A 14,677-nucleotide genomic window follows, 5' to 3' on the forward strand; every position below is an offset into this window, starting at 1 on the left:
GAAGGGGCACGATCGCAAACCCGAAATGGTCTACACCGCACCCCACCAGCCTAAGAACACAACGCCTTGGCCAATACATGAATTTGCACCCTTGTAACTAGTGCATTTGCACCCCTCATCGCTGGCCCTTGGTGCCCCACTCTCCCGAAAACAAACCACGCTCCCGAGCCCAGACGATCGCCTCGCTGCGGCTATGCACATCGATTTTCGAGTACACAGTGGCAACATGATTGCGCACGGTATTGGGCGCCAGTTTCAACCGCGCGGCGATCTCCTTGTCCGCCAGTCCTTCACAGATCAGTCCCAGCACATCGCGCTCACGGGCCGTCAGGTCAGTGAACGAGGCACTTGGCAGCTGCGGCGAGTTGATCTTCTTCACGTTGGCCAGCTTCTCGATCAGCGTCCGGCTGAACCACGACGCATCCTTCATCACCTCTTCAATCGCCGCGACCAGCTCAAGCTCAGTGCGCTTGCGCTCGGTCATGTCCATCAGCACCAGCAAATAGCAGGACGTGTCGTGAATGTTCACGGTGTCGGCCGAGACCGCACATTCCAGCAACTCCTCGTCCTTCTTGCGCACCGGCACATCTACCCGATCGACCCGACCGTTCTTCGCCAACGCCGACAATAACCGGGTGCGCGCGCCGTCATCGTGGATGAAGCTCAACTGCGTCACGGTTTTGCCAAGCACGTCATCGCTGTCATAGGCCAGGGTATCGAGGAACGCCTGGTTGACGTCGATGACCTCCTGCTTGTCAGCGGTGCAGATCAGAATCGGCACCGGAGTCAGACGAAAAGCCTTGGCAAAGCGCTCCTCGCTCTGACGCAAGGCCACTTCGACCCGGCGCCGGGGCTCCATGTCGACGAAAGAGAACAGCATGCAATTCTCGTCATTGAGCAGCAGCGGCTGACCGGCCACGATCACCTGTTTACTGCCACCGTCGGGTAGGCGCAGTTCCGCCTGCATCTGCGGAATGGTCGCGACATCGCGCAAGCGCTGAACAGCCAGATCGCGCTGGTCGGCCTGCTCGAAAATGTCGATTTCGTAGGCGGAGGTACCAATCACCTGATCGCGGGTATAGCCGGTCATTTCCAGAAAGCCCGGGTTGACCTTGATATAGCGCAAATCGCTGAGACGACAGATCACCGCCGGCGCGGGGTTGGCGTTGAAGGTTTTTTCGAAGCGCAGCTCGGCGTTGGCCCAGTCGGTGACGTCGCTCATGATCAGCACCAGCGACTCGGGCTGGCCGACGCGGTCGGTGAGCACCATGCTGCGCACGCTGTGCACCCAGACACGCTCCGGGTCGTCCACGGACGAGACTTCGATCAGCACATCATTGAACGCCTCGCAGCGGGCGACGCGGCTGATCGGGTAGTTGTCCGGCGGCAAGACATGATTGTTGCGATAGCGCAGCGTGAAGCGTTTGGCGTACTCGTCGGCGTTGCTGCCCAGATCACCGATGGTGCTGACACCGTGCATGGTCAGCGCCGCTTCGTTGGCCCAGAGAATGCTTTTGTCGAGTTCCAGCAGAATCACCCCGTCCGACAGCCCGGCGATGATCTGCTGCAACTGGCGACGGTTGGTTTCGGTGGTCAGGACTTCCTGGCTCATTGGATCTCCACACTGTGATGCGGCTAGGTGAAGAGTACGACCGCAGCGGTTCGGGATCGTGCCGCGGCCTCAAAATCGCCAGAAATCCCCTGTGGGAGCGAACCTGCTCGCGAATGCGCTGGGTCAGATAGACCATTCGGTGACTGACCCGGCGCATTCGCGAGCAGGCTCGCTCCCACAGGTTTACTGGGTGTGTTTACCTTAGGCGGCTCGCTCGCTGGCCGCCACCATCGCCGAAGCGGCAAGCATCGCCCTTAGCAACACCGCGCACCCCGCCGCGAGATCATCCGGCGCTGCATTTTCGATTTCGTTATGGCTGATCCCGCCCTCGCACGGCACGAAGATCATCCCGGCCGGACCGAGTTCGGCGAGGAAAATAGCGTCATGCCCGGCGCCACTGACAATGTCCATGTGCGACAGACCCAGCCCTTTCGCGGCGCCGCGCACCGCCTCCACGCAGCCCTTTTCGAAGTACAGCGGCGGGAACTCGGCGGTCGGGGTCAGTTCGTAGGTGAGGCCGTGCTCTTCGCAGGTCGCATCGATGACTTGTTTCACTTCGGCAATCATCGAATCCAGCCGCGCCGGCTCCAGATGCCGGAAGTCGAGGGTCATGCGCACTTCGCCGGGGATCACGTTGCGCGAGCCGGGATAGGCCTGAAGGCAGCCAACCGTGCCGCAGGCGTGGGGCTGATGGCCGAGGGCGGCGCGGTTGACGGCGCCGACGATCACCGAAGCGCCGACCAAGGCATCCTTGCGCAGGTGCATCGGCGTCGGGCCGGCGTGGGCTTCGACGCCGCGCAATTTCAGGTCGAACCACTTCTGCCCGAGCGCGCCGAGTACCACGCCGATGGTTTTCTCTTCATCTTCAAGGATCGGGCCTTGCTCGATGTGCGCTTCGAAATACGCGCCGACCGCGTGCCCGCTGACCTTGCGCGGGCCGGCGTAGCCGATGGCGTTCAGCGCCTCGCCAACGGTGACGCCGTCGGCATCGACCTTGGCGAGGGTTTCTTCGAGGGTGAATTTCTCGGCGAAGACCCCGGAGCCCATCATGCACGGGGCGAAGCGGGAGCCCTCTTCGTTGGTCCAGACCACCACTTCCAGCGGCGCTTCAGTTTCCACGCCAAGGTCGTTGAGGGTGCGCAGCACTTCGACGCCGGCGAGTACGCCGAAGCAACCGTCGAACTTGCCACCGGTGGGTTGAGTGTCGATGTGGCTGCCGGTCATCACCGGCGGCAGGCTCGGGTTGCGCCCGGCGCGGCGGGCGAAAATGTTGCCGACGGCATCGACCGTGACGCTGCAACCGGCGTCCTTGCACCACTGCACGAACAGGTCGCGGGCCTGGCGGTCGAGGTCGGTCAGGGCCAGGCGACAGACGCCGCCCTTGACCGTGGCACCGAGTTTCGCCAGTTCCATGAGCGAGGCCCAGAGGCGATCGCGGTTGATGTGCTGATGGGTGGATTGCAGAACGTCTACGGCTGCGTTCATGGGGATCTCCTCAGACTGGTTTTCTTATGGATATTTCTCTGGCGTGTGCAACATCGCCTTCGCGAGCAGGCCCTTGTTCACACCGCTGTTTTCACGGCAGAAGGCTGCGCCCGCATCACACACAACCCGTAATAAATCACTCCGCCCAACGCCGAGCCGGTGAACCAGCCATAGCTGTAGAACCAGCTGAACGCATCGCTGCCCAGCGACAGCAAGGTCAGCGCCACCGGCACGCCAAAGGCGAGAAAACCCGCCCAGTTCCACGCCGGATACACGTCATCGCGGTACAGACCGGCCAGGTCCAATTGCTGTTTCTTGATCAGGAAATAATCCACCACCATGATCCCGGCGATCGGCCCGAGCAGGCTCGAGTAGCCCAGCAGCCAGTTTGAATACACGGTTTCCAGGCTGATGTCGGAAACGATCAGGCCAAGCTTTTTCAGCAGTTCATGGCCCATCAGCACCAGCCCGACCAGACCAGTCAGTAACACCGCTTTGGTGCGGTTGATCACCTTTGGCGCGATGTTCTGGAAGTCATTGGTTGGCGAGACGATATTCGCGGCGGTGTTGGTCGACAGCGTGGCAACGATGATCAGCGCCATGGCCACAGCGACCCACACCGGGCTCTGGATATGGCCGATCAGCGTGACCGGGTCGGACACGGTGACGCCGACCAGTTTCACCGATGCGGCGGTCATCACCACGCCCAGCGCGGCGAAGAGGAACATGGTCAGCGGCAGGCCGAAAATCTGCCCGAGGATCTGATCCTTCTGGCTCTTGGCGTAGCGACTGAAATCGGGAATGTTCAGCGACAGCGTGGCCCAGAACCCGACCATCGCCGTCAGCCCTGCGGCGAAGTAACTGACCACGCTGGCGCCTTCCGGACGCTTGGGCGGGATCGCCAGCAACTCAGTCATCGACACATTGGGCATCGCCCACACCAGCAGGCCGATGCCCACCGCCACCAGTAATGGCGCCGACAAGGTTTCCAGCCATTTGATCGACTCGGCACCGCGAATCACCACCCACAGATTCAGCGCCCAGAACACCATGAAACCGATCACCTCGCCGGTGCCGCCGAGGGATTTCCAGCCCTCGAACACCGAGCCGAGAAACAGGTGAATCGCCAAGCCGCCGAACATGGTCTGGATGCCGAACCAGCCACACGCCACCAACGCGCGGATCAGGCACGGCACGTTGGAACCGAGAATGCCGAACGACGAGCGCAGCAGCACCGGAAACGGAATGCCGTACTTGGTGCCGGGGAAGGCATTGAGGGTCAGTGGAATCAACACGATGACGTTGGCAAACAGAATCGCCAACAGCGCTTCGCCGACGCTCAAGCCGAAATACGCGGTGAGCACGCCGCCGAGAGTGTAGGTCGGCACGCAGATCGACATGCCGACCCAGAGCGCGGTGATGTGCCATTTGTTCCAGGTGCGTTCGCGCACCTTGGTCGGTGCCATGTCGTGGTTGTAACGGGGACTGTCGAGGACGTCGCTGCCGGCTTCGAGCTCGTACAAGCCGTCGCGCTCGGTCACTTGCGATCTGATCTGTTGCATGGCCGCTCCACTGTTCTTCTGATTATTTTTTGCTCATCAGGCGGCTGGCGCACACGACGCCAGCCGGACGATGGCCGGAGGAACTGACAACTTTCATGCACCGGCCATGGTGTCAGCGGCGGCATCAATAAACGTGCCGGGTCTGGCGCTGAACGCTTGAGCGGTGCACTGCACGCTATGCAACTTTCTGATATTAATCAGTTTTAATTGAATATTCGATGAGTCCGGGAAAACTTGTCTGAACGCTCAGGCTAAACGTCGGGCAAGTTGTCCGAAGTGTCAGGACTCAAACTGGTGCACTGCATTTATTTTTGTCGGTGAACCCGCAACCGCAGCACAACTTCAAGCGGCTGATTTCACATAGGAAATCTTGCTCATATTTCCATCCTGTCAAGTGCGTCAAAATGGTGAGCAGCCTCACCATTTTGGTGATTTGTAGTTTTTATCGTTATTTTTCAGTAGCTTAAACAAGCTATAAGCTTATAAAAAATATTCTTGATCATTCTTGAAATCGCGACTATTTTCTATTCCTGACAGCGATGACAGGAATACGAACTGCGCCGCTGTACTTCAATAAAACATCTAGAACCGGCACAAGTCGGTCATGCCTGCGAGGAATCCGGAATGTCTCTGTTGATCCGTGGCGCCACCGTTGTTACCCATGATGAAAGTTACCGCGCCGACGTCTATTGCGCTGACGGCGTGATCAAAGCCATTGGTGAAAACCTCGACATTCCCGCCGGCGCCGAAGTGCTCGACGGCAGTGGCCAGTACCTGATGCCCGGCGGCATCGATCCGCATACGCATATGCAACTGCCGTTCATGGGCACCGTGGCCAGTGAGGATTTCTACAGTGGCACGGCGGCGGGTCTGGCCGGCGGCACCACGTCGATCATCGATTTTGTGATTCCCAACCCGCAGCAATCGCTGATGGAAGCGTTTCATCAGTGGCGCGGCTGGGCGCAAAAATCTGCGTCGGACTATGGCTTCCACGTCGCGATCACCTGGTGGAGCGAGCAGGTGCGCGAGGAAATGGCCGAGCTGGTCAGCCACCACGGCATCAACAGCTTCAAGCATTTCATGGCCTACAAGAACGCGATCATGGCCGCCGACGACACTCTGGTGGCGAGTTTCGAGCGCTGTCTGGAACTCGGTGCGGTGCCGACCGTGCACGCGGAAAATGGCGAACTGGTCTATCACCTGCAACGCAAGTTGATGGCTCAGGGCATTACCGGGCCGGAGGCGCATCCGCTGTCGCGACCTTCGCAGGTCGAAGGTGAAGCCGCGAGCCGGGCGATCCGCATTGCCGAAACCATCGGCACGCCGTTGTACCTGGTGCACGTTTCCACCCAGGAAGCTCTGGACGAAATCACCTATGCCCGCAGCAAGGGCCAGCCGGTTTACGGCGAGGTACTGGCCGGGCACTTGCTGCTCGACGACAGCGTCTATCAACACCCGGACTGGCAGACCGCCGCCGGCTACGTGATGAGCCCGCCGTTCCGTCCGCGCGGCCACCAGGAGGCGCTGTGGCACGGGCTGCAGAACGGCAATCTGCACACCACCGCCACCGACCACTGCTGCTTCTGCGCCGAACAGAAAGCCGCCGGCCGCGACGACTTCAGCAAGATCCCCAACGGCACCGCCGGTATCGAAGACCGTATGGCGGTGTTGTGGGATGAAGGCGTCAACTCCGGACGATTGTCGATGCAGGATTTCGTTGCGCTGACCTCCACCAACACCGCGAAGATATTCAATCTCTATCCACGCAAAGGTGCGATCCGCGTGGGCGCCGATGCCGATCTGGTGCTGTGGGATCCGCAAGGCACTCGGACCATTTCCGCCAAGACCCACCATCAGCAGGTGGACTTCAACATCTTCGAAGGCAAGACCGTGCGCGGCGTGCCGAGTCACACCGTCAGCCAGGGCCGGGTGGTCTGGGCCGATGGCGACCTGCGCGCCGAACGCGGCGCCGGACGCTACATCGAACGGCCGGCCTACCCGGCGGTGTTTGATTTGTTGAGCAAGCGGGCGGAGTTGCATAAACCAGTTGCCGTTAAACGCTGAAATCCAGGCCTTCGGCCTTCGCGAGCAGGCTCGCTCCCACAGTTGAGCGCATTGCAAATGTGGGAGCGAGCCTGCTCGCGAAGAGGCCCTCCCTGACGCCATAAAACCACTGCCCACCAGAGGCAGCACCTCAATTAGCCATGAGGCCATAAACCGTGATCGAGACCCTGAACCACCTCCCCCACCCGCACGAAAGCACGGCCGCCCTCGCCGGCCATTTCACTGATCTGGCGCCGCCGCTCAATGCCCGGCAGGCGCATCTGGAAGCCTCGCGCTGCCTGTATTGCTACGACGCGCCTTGCGTCAATGCATGCCCCAGCGAAATCGACATCCCGTCGTTCATCCGCAATATCCATCAGGACAACGTCCAGGGCGCGGCGCAGAAAATCCTGTCGGCAAACATCCTCGGCGGCAGTTGCGCGCGGGTCTGTCCGACGGAAATCCTCTGCCAGCAGGCCTGCGTGCGCAACAACGCGCAGGAGTGCGCGCCGGTGCTGATTGGTCTGCTGCAACGCTATGCCGTGGACAACGCGCATTTCGCCCAGCACCCTTTCCTGCGCGCCCCGGCCACGGGCAAACGTATCGCCGTGGTCGGCGCCGGGCCGGCCGGGTTGTCCTGCGCCCATCGCAGCGCGATGCACGGGCATGACGTGGTGATTTTCGAAGCACGGGAAAAGGCCGGCGGGCTCAACGAGTACGGCATTGCCAAGTACAAACTGGTCGATGACTACGCGCAGAAGGAGCTGGACTTTCTCCTGCAGATTGGCGGGATAGAAATCCGCCACGGCCAGAAACTCGGTGCAAACCTCACCCTCAGCGAACTGCATCAGCAGTTCGACGCGGTATTCCTCGGCCTCGGCCTGAATGCCAGCAAGCAACTCGGTCTGGCCCACGAAGACGCGCCGGGCCTGCTCGCCGCCACCGATTACATCCGCGAACTGCGCCAGGCCGATGACCTCACGCAACTGCCCTTGGCTGAACGCTGCATCGTTCTCGGCGCCGGCAACACCGCGATCGACATGGCGGTGCAGATGGCCCGCCTCGGCGCGCACGATGTGAACCTGGTGTATCGCCGTGGTGCGGCAGACATGGGCGCCACCCACCATGAGCAGGACATCGCCAAAGCCAATCAGGTGCGATTGCTGACCTGGGCCCAGCCGGAGCAAGTGTTGCTCGATGATCAGGGCCGCGTGCGCGGCATGCGTTTCGCCCGCACCGATCTGGTTGAAGGGCGTCTGCAAACCACCGGAGAAACCTTTGAGCTGGCTGCCGATGCGATCTTCAAAGCCATCGGCCAGAACTTCGATGACAGCGCGCTCAGCGATCCGTTGGCGCGCGAACTCAAGCGTCAGGGTGAACGCATCGAGGTCGATGAAAACCTGCGCACCAGCGTCCCCGGCGTGTACGCCGGCGGCGACTGCACCAGCCTCGATCAGGACCTCACCGTGCAAGCAGTGCAGCACGGCAAACGCGCCGCCGAGGCGATCAACGCTCAACTGATGCTCAACGTGGAGGCTGCGTAAATGGCCGATCTCTCGATAGTCTTCGCCGGTATCAAAGCGCCCAACCCGTTCTGGCTGGCCTCTGCGCCACCCACCGACAAGGCCTACAACGTGGTTCGCGCCTTCGAAGCGGGCTGGGGTGGCGTGGTCTGGAAAACCCTGGGTGAGGATCCGGCGGCGGTCAACGTTTCCTCGCGTTATTCGGCGCATTACGGCGCCAATCGCGAAGTGCTGGGCATCAACAACATCGAACTGATCACCGACCGCTCGCTGGAAATCAACCTGCGCGAAATCACCCAAGTGAAGAAGGATTGGCCGGATCGCGCGCTTATCGTGTCGCTGATGGTGCCGTGTGTCGAGGAGTCGTGGAAACACATTCTGCCGCTGGTCGAGGCCACTGGCGCCGACGGCATCGAGCTCAACTTCGGCTGCCCCCACGGCATGCCCGAACGCGGCATGGGCGCAGCGGTCGGCCAGGTGCCGGAGTATGTCGAACAGGTGACGCGCTGGTGCAAGACGTACTGCTCGCTGCCGGTGATCGTCAAACTCACCCCGAACATCACCGACATCCGCGTCGCTGCCCGGGCGGCGCATCGTGGTGGCGCCGATGCGGTGTCGCTGATCAACACGATCAACTCGATCACCAGCGTCGACCTGGACCACATGGTCGCCCTCCCCACCGTCGGCAGCAAAAGTACCCACGGCGGTTATTGCGGTTCGGCGGTCAAGCCGATTGCGCTGAACATGGTCGCGGAAATTGCCCGTGATCCGCAGACCCAGGGCTTGCCGATCTGCGGCATTGGCGGCATCGGCAGCTGGCGCGACGCCGCTGAGTTCATGGCGCTGGGCAGCGGCGCGGTGCAGGTGTGCACGGCGGCGATGCTGCATGGTTTCCGCATTGTCGAAGAGATGAAGGATGGCCTGTCGCGGTGGATGGACAGCCAGGGCTACGCCAATATCGCCGAGTTTTCCGGGCGTGCGGTGGGCAACACCACCGACTGGAAATACCTAGATATCAACTACCAGGTCATCGCAAAGATCGACCAGGAGGCGTGCATTGGTTGCGGGCGTTGCCACATCGCCTGTGAGGACACCTCACACCAGGCGATCGGCAGTCTGAAACAGGCCGACGGTACGCATAAATATGAAGTGATCGATGAGGAATGTGTGGGCTGCAACCTGTGCCAGATCACCTGCCCCGTGGCCGACTGCATCGAGATGGTACCGATGGACACGGGCAAGCCGTTTCTGGACTGGAATCATGATCCGCGCAATCCGTATCACGTTGCAGTCTGAAAAAGCCCCTCACCCTAGCCCTCTCCCAAAGGGAGAGGGGACTGATTGGGGGATGCTGACAAACTCCGCCGACCTGTAAGAGTTGTTGTGAATCCAGAATCGACCGGGGTTCACAGGCAGGACTGCTTTGCATCCATAATCGACACGGTCTTTCAGGTCGGTGTACCTCTCAATACACCTCGGTCGGCCCCCTCTCCCTCTGGGAGAGGGGACTGATTGGGGGATGCTGACAAACTTCGCCGACCTGAAAGAGTTGTTGTGAATCCAGAATTGACCGGGGTTCACAGGCAGGACTGCTTTGCATCCATAATCGACACGGTCTTTCAGGTCGGTGTACCTCTCAATACACCTCGGTCGGCCCCCTCTCCCTCTGGGAGAGGGGACTGATTGGGGGATGCTGACAAACTCCGCCGACCTGTAAGAGTTGTTGTGAATCCAGAATCGACCGGGGTTCACAGGCAGGACTGCTTTGCATCCATAATCGACACGGTCTTTCAGGTCGGTGTACCTCTCAATACACCTCGGTCGGCCCCCTCTCCCTCTGGGAGAGGGCTGGGGTGAGGGTAGGCCCTTGATTGTGCTCTTCAGGGTTCCAGCCCGATCCCGCGCAAAATCACACCCGTCACTGTCTGCACCGCCCGCTCGAACTGCATATCCGACAACGGCTGGTGATCATTCAGAATATTCACCTGATGATCAAAGTCGGCGTAGTGCTGGGTCGACGCCCAGATCATGTACAGCAAGCCCGACGGCTCCACCGGCAGAATCCGCTTGTCCTCGACCCACTGGCGAATCTTCGCTTCCTTCATCTTCGCCCAGTCATACAGGCTCGCATCCAGCGCCTCGCCCAGGGTCGGCGCGCCGTGGATGATCTCGTTGGCCCAGACTTTCGAGCCATACGGCCGGCTGCGTGAGTGGTTCATCTTGGCGCGGATGTAACTGCTCAGCACCACGCGCGGGTCGTCGAACATCTCGAAGCACAGCGCGTCCTGCTTCCACACTTCCAGCAGATCGAACAGCACCGCGCTGTACAGCTCGCTTTTGGTGCTGAAGTAGTAATGCAGATTGGAACGCGGCAACTGCACTTCGGCAGCGATGTCCGCCATGGCGGTGCTGCCGAAGCCTTTCTCGGCGAAAACCTTTTCCGCCGCCAGCAGGATTTTCTCGACGTTACTGCGGCGAATTTCGATCTTGTGATTGCCCATGTGGGCTCCCTGACAACAGCGTTGCGCAAGACTAGCATCCGCTCTGATCCGGGCGCGACCGCCGCCAACAAAACTTCGCAGGTACAAGCGCTATGGCACAGCGCTCACACCGATAGGCGTTGGTTCACTCACGCCCAGATTACCTTCGACCTGCCCGGCCATGTGCAGTGTGCCGGCCATCACCCCCGTGGTCGGGTTCTGCAGCAGCTTCTGCCAGGCCTTGTCGAAGGTGTTGCCGAGGCTGCTGCGGATCAGCGCTTCGCTGTCGTGGCGGTCGTTGGCCTGGATGATGGCGCGTATGCCGGCCACGCCGACCGAAATCATCGCCCCGGCGAGTTTACCCGCCGCTGCCGCCACCGCACTGGCGGCGCCGCGCGGGGCCATTTCTGCCTCGATGCGTTGGCTGGCGCGCTTGGCCACCGGGGCCATGGCTGCTTCGGTGGAAGAGATGCCCTTGGCGCCGCCGTCGGTGTGGATCTTGTCGATCAGTGCGGCGTACGCCGGGAGGGTGTTGAGCGGCTCGGTGCTGATGACTTTGAACAGCGAAGCATCCCGCGCCGGCGGTGGGCCAAGGGCGATGGCCGGGATCTTCTGCAAGCGGCCGTTGAGCTGCGCAATCGGCACACCATGACGCTGGGCGATGAGCGGCATCTGCTGCGCCATCAATTGCGCGTAGAACGCCGTGGCCTGCGCCAGGATCGCGTCCGGATCGATCTCCACGGCGACCGGCGCAAGGACTTTTTCCTGATATTGCTCAAGCAGATACGCCGCCAGCCGTTTCGCCGAAGCGTCCTGCTCACCACCGGCGCTGATCGTGTACCAACTGACCTTCATCGACAGCCATTCCTGGGTCCAGTAGCTGCTGAACCAGGGGATGAAATTTTCTTCAGTTTGCTGATAGACCCGAGTGCGCCAATGTTCCATCGAGCCACGGGCGAACAGCTTGACCTGCTCGGTGGCCTGTTGCGATGCGCTGAGGATCTCGCGGTCGATCTGCTGCCAGGTTTGCGCCGACACCACCACCGCCTGCGGCGCACTCACCGGCGCCCGGGCCGAGGTGGCGCAGCCGGCGAGCAAAAGCAGTGCGGCGACGACCAGCGCGCGTGGGTTCACGGTGGTGGTGTCCTTTGGCTTGGGGAGATGCTGGTTTGAGTATAGGCAGGTCAGTCGATTTCGATGCTGAAGGTTCCGGCCTCTTCGCGAGCAGGCTCGCTCCCACATTTGAATGCCTTGCACCTGTGGGAGCGAGCCTGCTCGCGAAGGCGCCATCAGCAGCACCGCAAACCTCAACCATCACCGCCATCGATATCCACCATCGCCACGATTGCCTTCCGCCCTCCCTTGATGAAAGGCACGATTGACCCATCCGAAACACAACGAGGCGTTCACATCATGATTCACACCCAAGTCACCCTCGCCGTGAGTTTCCCGGTGTTCGGCAGCAACTACTACCAACAGCACGTCGTGCCGCGCAAGGCGCAGACGCTGGTGTTCAACAAGGATTTCGACGATCTGCTGATGCCCGCCGCCAGCAACCATTTCAGCAATGAAGTGGTCGGCCTCAACGATCAGTTCCGCTTTCTGAGCGACATACTCGCCACCCATTTGCTCGATCACGAGGCCTCGGTGCCTGCGCGATCCCGCGTCCAGGCGAACGCTCGTTTTTTCAGCTGAAGGCTGATGCACAGAGGGCGTTCCTTTGATGGGAACGCCCTCTTCATTCAATCAGTCATCATCGCGATCACGGTGATAACGACGGCCATCGCGGCGGTCGTCATCGCGGTCGTCCCAGCGCCGGTCATGGTCGTAATAGCCGCCATGGTCGCGGTCGTAGTGCCGGCCATGGCGATGGTCATCATCAAAATCCGCAATACAGCCGCTGAGCAATACGGCGGCGGTCACAGTGAGCAGCATGGTTGTCGCTTGCTTCATTCAACACTTCCCTAAAACCCAAGGTCTTGACGACGGAAATCGCCACGCTGCCCCGCGTCTTCGGGACGCAGTGCGCGCAGCCGCAGATACGACCGGGCAAAAGCGCGTTGATTCAGTGGCCACTATCGACCGTTTGTCGGCCCGTTCGCCACGGCCGAACGGCGGCGTAATGCCACCTATACTGCTTGCAACCAACCCCCATGCAATGGATCTGCACCCTCAATAACAACAAGCAGAGGTGGACCATGGTCTGGCAGCAAATCTACGACCCGTTCGGCAACCCGGTGCTCTCTACGCTGATGGCCGCAGTGCCGGTGGTGGTGATGCTCGCGGCGCTGGCGTTCTTTCACGTCAAGGCGCACCTGGCAGCATTGCTGGCACTGGCGTCCGCCCTACTGATCTCGATCTTCGCCTTCGACATGCCGGCGGGCATGGCCGGTTCGGCGGCGTTGTTCGGCGCGGCGAATGGCTTGCTGCCGATCGGCTGGATTGTGCTCAACATCATCTTTCTGCATCGCCTGACCACCGAAAACGGCTCGTTCAAAGTGCTGCAGGATTCCCTAGCGCGGATCACCGATGACCGACGTTTGCAGTTGCTGCTGATCGCCTTCTGCTTCGGCGCGTTCTTCGAAGGTGCGGCGGGGTTTGGCACGCCGGTGGCGGTGACCGGGGCGATTCTGATCGGCCTGGGTTTTTCGCCATTGGCCGCATCGGGCCTGGCGCTGATCGCCAACACTGCGCCAGTGGCTTTCGGTGCGCTGGGCACGCCGATCATCACCCTGGCCAAAGTCACCGGGCTGGACGAGATGGAGCTGTCGATGATGGTTGGCCGGCAGCTGCCGTTCTTCTCGGTGCTGGTGCCGTTCTGGCTGATCTGGGCGTTTGCCGGGTGGCGCAAGATGCTCGAGGTGTGGCCGGCGATTCTGGTGGCCGGGGTGAGTTTCGCCATCCCGCAATTTCTCGTGTCCAACTACCACGGGCCGATGCTGGTGGACGTCATCGCTGCGCTGATATCCATGGCCTGTCTGACGCTGTTCCTCAAGGTGTGGAAACCGGCGACCATCCACACCTCGGCAGCGCTGTCCGGGCGCGTCGACAACTCGAAAGTCGATGAAGAAACAGTCACCGCCAGCGCTGCGTTCAGCGATCAGGCGCGCCCGGCAGTGATGCGTGCGTGGATGCCGTGGATTATTCTCACGGTGTTCGTTTTTGCCTGGGGCACGCAGGGCTTCAAGAACATGTTCGACACGCGCCCGGTGATCGACCCGGTCACGCAATCGGCCAAGCTCGACCCGCAAGGCAAACCGGTGCGCGAGGCCAACCCGATCTTCGCCCCAGCGGTGACCTTCACCGGTCTGCACCTGCAAATAGAAAAAGTGCCGCCGGTTGTCGCAGCGCCGAAAGCCGAGGAAGCGATTTACAAGTTCACCTGGCTGACCGCGACCGGCAGCGGGATTTTGCTGGCGGCGATCGTCGGCGGTCTGCTGATGGGTTATTCGATCCCGCAACTGATCAAGCAGTACCTGCGCACGTTGTGGGTGGTGCGATTTTCGTTGATCACCATTGCGGCGATGCTCGCGCTGGGCTTCCTCACCCGCTATTCGGGGCTGGATGCGACCATGGGCCTGGCGTTCGCGGCGACGGGGATTTTCTATCCGATGTTCGGCACTTTGCTCGGTTGGCTGGGAGTTGCGCTGACCGGTTCCGACACCGCTTCGAACGTGCTGTTCGGCGGCTTGCAACGGGTGACCTCGGAACAACTGGGTATCAGCCCGGTGCTGATGGCGGCAGCGAACAGTTCCGGTGGGGTGATGGGCAAGATGGTCGATGCGCAGTCGATCGTCGTTGCCTCGACCGCAACCCGTTGGTACGGGCATGAGGGCGAGATCCTGCGTTATGTGTTCTTCCACTCGATCGTGCTGGCGATCCTGGTCGGCGGGCTGGTGACGTTGCAGGCGTACGTCGCACCGTTTACCTCGATGGTGGTGGGTGGGCCATAACTGAAAAACACATCTCCAC

The 14,677-nt window shown here is 61.0% G+C and carries 11 protein-coding genes; 5 read left to right on the plus strand and 6 right to left on the minus strand.

Annotated elements, in window-relative coordinates:
* Nucleotides 1-115: 115 nt before the first annotated feature.
* The 3 genes from ND528_RS09930 to ND528_RS09940 all read right to left on the minus strand — a co-directional run bounded on the left by ND528_RS09930 (nt 116) and on the right by ND528_RS09940 (nt 4,659).
* The gene (locus ND528_RS09930; RefSeq protein ID WP_130910350.1) at nt 116-1,612 is read right to left on the minus strand and encodes a helix-turn-helix transcriptional regulator; all 1,497 of its coding nucleotides are present in this window, start codon (nt 1,610-1,612) and stop codon (nt 116-118) included.
* 201 nt (nt 1,613-1,813) lie between these two features.
* Complete coding sequence (locus ND528_RS09935; protein ID WP_263470222.1) at nt 1,814-3,097, minus strand: Zn-dependent hydrolase; 1,284 nt, start codon at nt 3,095-3,097, stop codon at nt 1,814-1,816.
* A gap of 77 nt (nt 3,098-3,174) precedes the next feature.
* Nucleotides 3,175-4,659 carry an NCS1 family nucleobase:cation symporter-1 gene (locus ND528_RS09940; protein WP_263470223.1) on the minus strand — a complete coding sequence of 495 codons (1,485 nt, stop codon included), beginning with the start codon at nt 4,657-4,659 and terminating at the stop codon, nt 3,175-3,177.
* Between the two features lie 624 nt (nt 4,660-5,283).
* On the opposite strand from ND528_RS09940, the gene hydA reads away from it, so the two are divergent.
* From hydA to preA, 3 genes are all read left to right on the plus strand, one after another.
* Nucleotides 5,284-6,723, plus strand: a complete 1,440-nt coding sequence (hydA, locus tag ND528_RS09945; protein ID WP_263470224.1) for a dihydropyrimidinase — start codon at nt 5,284-5,286, stop codon at nt 6,721-6,723.
* A gap of 155 nt (nt 6,724-6,878) precedes the next feature.
* Nucleotides 6,879-8,246 (plus strand): NAD(P)-dependent oxidoreductase, encoded by a 1,368-nt coding sequence (locus ND528_RS09950; protein WP_263470225.1) that lies wholly within the window; start codon nt 6,879-6,881, stop codon nt 8,244-8,246.
* Nucleotides 8,247-9,521, plus strand: a complete 1,275-nt coding sequence (gene preA, locus ND528_RS09955) for an NAD-dependent dihydropyrimidine dehydrogenase subunit PreA (RefSeq protein ID WP_071172797.1) — start codon at nt 8,247-8,249, stop codon at nt 9,519-9,521. It begins immediately after the preceding gene.
* A gap of 584 nt (nt 9,522-10,105) precedes the next feature.
* Here the strand turns inward: preA and ND528_RS09960 are convergent.
* Together ND528_RS09960 and ND528_RS09965 are read right to left on the minus strand one after the other, a co-directional pair.
* Entirely contained in the window at nt 10,106-10,726 is a 621-nt protein-coding gene (locus ND528_RS09960; RefSeq protein ID WP_024013291.1) for a TetR/AcrR family transcriptional regulator, read from the minus strand.
* A gap of 90 nt (nt 10,727-10,816) precedes the next feature.
* Nucleotides 10,817-11,839, minus strand: coding sequence for a hypothetical protein (locus ND528_RS09965; RefSeq protein ID WP_137214894.1), 1,023 nt, complete (start codon nt 11,837-11,839; stop codon nt 10,817-10,819).
* Between the two features lie 279 nt (nt 11,840-12,118).
* Here ND528_RS09965 and ND528_RS09970 point away from each other — a divergent pair, with 279 nt between their 5' ends.
* On the plus strand, nt 12,119-12,400 hold the full coding sequence (locus ND528_RS09970; protein ID WP_130909472.1) for a hypothetical protein: 282 nt from the start codon (nt 12,119-12,121) through the stop codon (nt 12,398-12,400).
* A 51-nt stretch (nt 12,401-12,451) separates the two neighbouring features.
* On the opposite strand, the gene ND528_RS09975 is transcribed toward ND528_RS09970, so the two are convergent.
* The gene (locus tag ND528_RS09975) at nt 12,452-12,658 is read right to left on the minus strand and encodes a hypothetical protein (protein ID WP_263470226.1); all 207 of its coding nucleotides are present in this window, start codon (nt 12,656-12,658) and stop codon (nt 12,452-12,454) included.
* Nucleotides 12,659-12,903: 245 nt separating this feature from the next.
* Between ND528_RS09975 and ND528_RS09980 the strand changes: the two genes are divergently transcribed.
* Nucleotides 12,904-14,658: an L-lactate permease gene (locus ND528_RS09980; RefSeq protein ID WP_056789178.1), complete on the plus strand. Its 1,755-nt coding sequence runs from the start codon at nt 12,904-12,906 to the stop codon at nt 14,656-14,658.
* Nucleotides 14,659-14,677: the final 19 nt, after the last annotated feature.

Source organism: Pseudomonas mercuritolerans (assembly GCF_025706525.1).
GTDB classification, from domain to species: Bacteria; Pseudomonadota; Gammaproteobacteria; order Pseudomonadales; family Pseudomonadaceae; genus Aquipseudomonas; species Aquipseudomonas mercuritolerans.

Coding starts and splice junctions, on each gene's coding strand:
- ND528_RS09930 (WP_130910350.1), bottom strand. CDS start 1,612: ATGAGCCAGGAAGTCCTGACCACCGAAACCAACCGTCGCCAGTTGCAG.
- ND528_RS09935 (WP_263470222.1), bottom strand. CDS start 3,097: ATGAACGCAGCCGTAGACGTTCTGCAATCCACCCATCAGCACATCAAC.
- ND528_RS09940 (WP_263470223.1), bottom strand. CDS start 4,659: ATGCAACAGATCAGATCGCAAGTGACCGAGCGCGACGGCTTGTACGAG.
- hydA (WP_263470224.1), top strand. CDS start 5,284: ATGTCTCTGTTGATCCGTGGCGCCACCGTTGTTACCCATGATGAAAGT.
- preA (WP_071172797.1), top strand. CDS start 8,247: ATGGCCGATCTCTCGATAGTCTTCGCCGGTATCAAAGCGCCCAACCCG.
- ND528_RS09960 (WP_024013291.1), bottom strand. CDS start 10,726: ATGGGCAATCACAAGATCGAAATTCGCCGCAGTAACGTCGAGAAAATC.
- ND528_RS09970 (WP_130909472.1), top strand. CDS start 12,119: ATGATTCACACCCAAGTCACCCTCGCCGTGAGTTTCCCGGTGTTCGGC.
- ND528_RS09975 (WP_263470226.1), bottom strand. CDS start 12,658: ATGAAGCAAGCGACAACCATGCTGCTCACTGTGACCGCCGCCGTATTG.
- ND528_RS09980 (WP_056789178.1), top strand. CDS start 12,904: ATGGTCTGGCAGCAAATCTACGACCCGTTCGGCAACCCGGTGCTCTCT.